The organism is Gilliamella bombi (genome assembly GCF_900103255.1).
Taxonomy (GTDB): domain Bacteria; phylum Pseudomonadota; class Gammaproteobacteria; order Enterobacterales; family Orbaceae; genus Gilliamella; species Gilliamella bombi.
Genome location: NZ_FMWS01000072.1, coordinates 1 through 1,882, shown reverse-complemented (window position 1 = coordinate 1,882; position 1,882 = coordinate 1). Strand labels below are relative to the sequence as shown.

Sequence of the window (1,882 nt, the reverse complement as noted above, 5' to 3'; positions counted from 1 at the left end):
TGTGTTGCCATTCCAAATAGTGCAATATAAAAATGAGGGGAATAACGGATATGGCAATGTGTTAGTCCTTAAAGTTAACGGTGAGGATTTAAGAAAATCACGAAACGAGACAGACCTAGAGTTTCGTGATAAAGGTGAAATTGAACAAGCCAAGGATTTTAATATTAATGCTGACCATTTTTATTTGCGCTATTGTCATTTAAGTGATAAACGTGCTGACTTAGAAGTGGGTGATAAAGTTAAGGCTGGCGATTTAATTGGCTATACTGGCGATACCGGTAATGCAAAAAAATGCCTTAATCCTCACCTACATTTTGAAATTGCAATGAAGATAACAGGTAACCGCTCTACCGCATATGATACGCAAACCAATAGATTAGGCTTTAAAATTAATCCTGCGTTATTTGTTAATTTACAGCCAATAGATAAAGATGAACAGACAAAAGTAAAAGAGCGAAGAGATAACAAAAAATAATAAGAAAGTACAATGTAAACAAAGTAACAACATCCAAAAAATAAGGAATATCAATATGAAGTATATAAAGTGTATATTGCTGACCCTATTCTTAACCCCCACTATCAGCCATGCCATTTTTCGCATTTATACTGGCAATATTGGGCAAGATAACGCCGAATTTTATTTTGATGATGAATATGCTTTTTATATTGCTGGTAAAGAGCAGCAAATTAAACATTTAAGTTTTATAAGCGAAAGAGAACGTAATGATAAGTTTAATTTTATAATTACTTACGCAAATTCTTCTTTTAAAAACATATTAGATAAAATATATATTGAAAATTTTGATGATGTCACTTTTTATCATGGGACTGAAGCCTATCAAAATCTCACAGGCTACACTCTTAACGGAGACAAAGTAAATTTACACAAAATATTTGAATATAATACCATTGATGAACGAACATGGCGCGAAGTAGAATTTAACAATATCGAATTTTTACAGAATCATAGTTCCAAAGATTTTTATTTTAAAGTGATGGTTTCTAAACTCAAAAAATCGACTGGCAACATAGTCGGTATCAAAATATATAGCAAACATGATGGTAAGCTTATTCAAACCATTACCGGCATCGACGGGTGTGATTTTCTTGGCTATGTTAATATCTCGAATCACGAAAACTCTGATTATAATTTTGATGGTGATAATAATGATTTTAGTCTTATTAAAGACAGATATCATGGGCCCAATACCACCGCAGAATATTATGTTTACGACAAAACACAACAACAATTTGTCAAATTAAATCTCGATGGTAATGATTTTCGTTTTGATCGCGAAGCAAAAACTGCCACTAGCTATAAAACCTGCCCAGGTAAAAAAGAAAATGATCATATATCGCTAACCGATAATTTTCAATACATAGGCAATAATCGCTATAAACGGGTCAAAACCGAATGCCTGTATAAATCCGGGGAATATCTGAACGAAGACAATAACCAATTTGAATATAAAAAACAGAGGGCGTGTAAACCTAAAGAAATAAAAGATTGTCGAAATTATATTGATAATAATGATTATGATAGTTATTAATGGTACTGAGCTAATTATGTAGCTGAACTCATTCGTGGCGGAAAGGGACAAGATACGACGTTACCGAGTGTCTATTCTGAGCCTACGAATGATGAGGATTTTTTCACTATTCGCTTTATGATTGAAAACAAGCCGTACTGGATAGCCGCCAGTAAAGTCTTACACCTTAATGGCGAAGAGGGGCAACTCAATTCAAGCGTAAGTTATTGGCGTGATTTTCCGTTATCATTAGATAACAGCCTTTCTCCTCAAGAAAAGAAACGTAATACGGTATGTTTCCCTCGTACCGTGTCTCTAATTTCACTAGAGAATGATGGCTTGATAGCGATAGA

3 protein-coding genes are annotated in these 1,882 nt (G+C 33.7%); all 3 read left to right on the top strand.

Annotated elements, in window-relative coordinates:
* On the top strand, window positions 1–475 hold a 475-nt coding region (locus tag B9N71_RS11775), incomplete at its 5' end, for a M23 family metallopeptidase (protein WP_167370111.1).
* A 55-nt stretch (window positions 476–530) separates the two neighbouring features.
* A complete protein-coding gene (locus B9N71_RS11770) occupies window positions 531–1,550 on the top strand; it encodes a hypothetical protein (RefSeq protein ID WP_085166051.1) in 1,020 nt (339 codons plus the stop codon).
* Window positions 1,551–1,667: 117 nt separating this feature from the next.
* Window positions 1,668–1,882: hypothetical protein (locus tag B9N71_RS11765; RefSeq protein ID WP_143422137.1), on the top strand; the 215-nt coding region annotated here is incomplete at its 3' end.

Coding starts and splice junctions, on each gene's coding strand:
- B9N71_RS11770 (WP_085166051.1), top strand. CDS start 531: ATGAAGTATATAAAGTGTATATTGCTGACCCTATTCTTAACCCCCACT.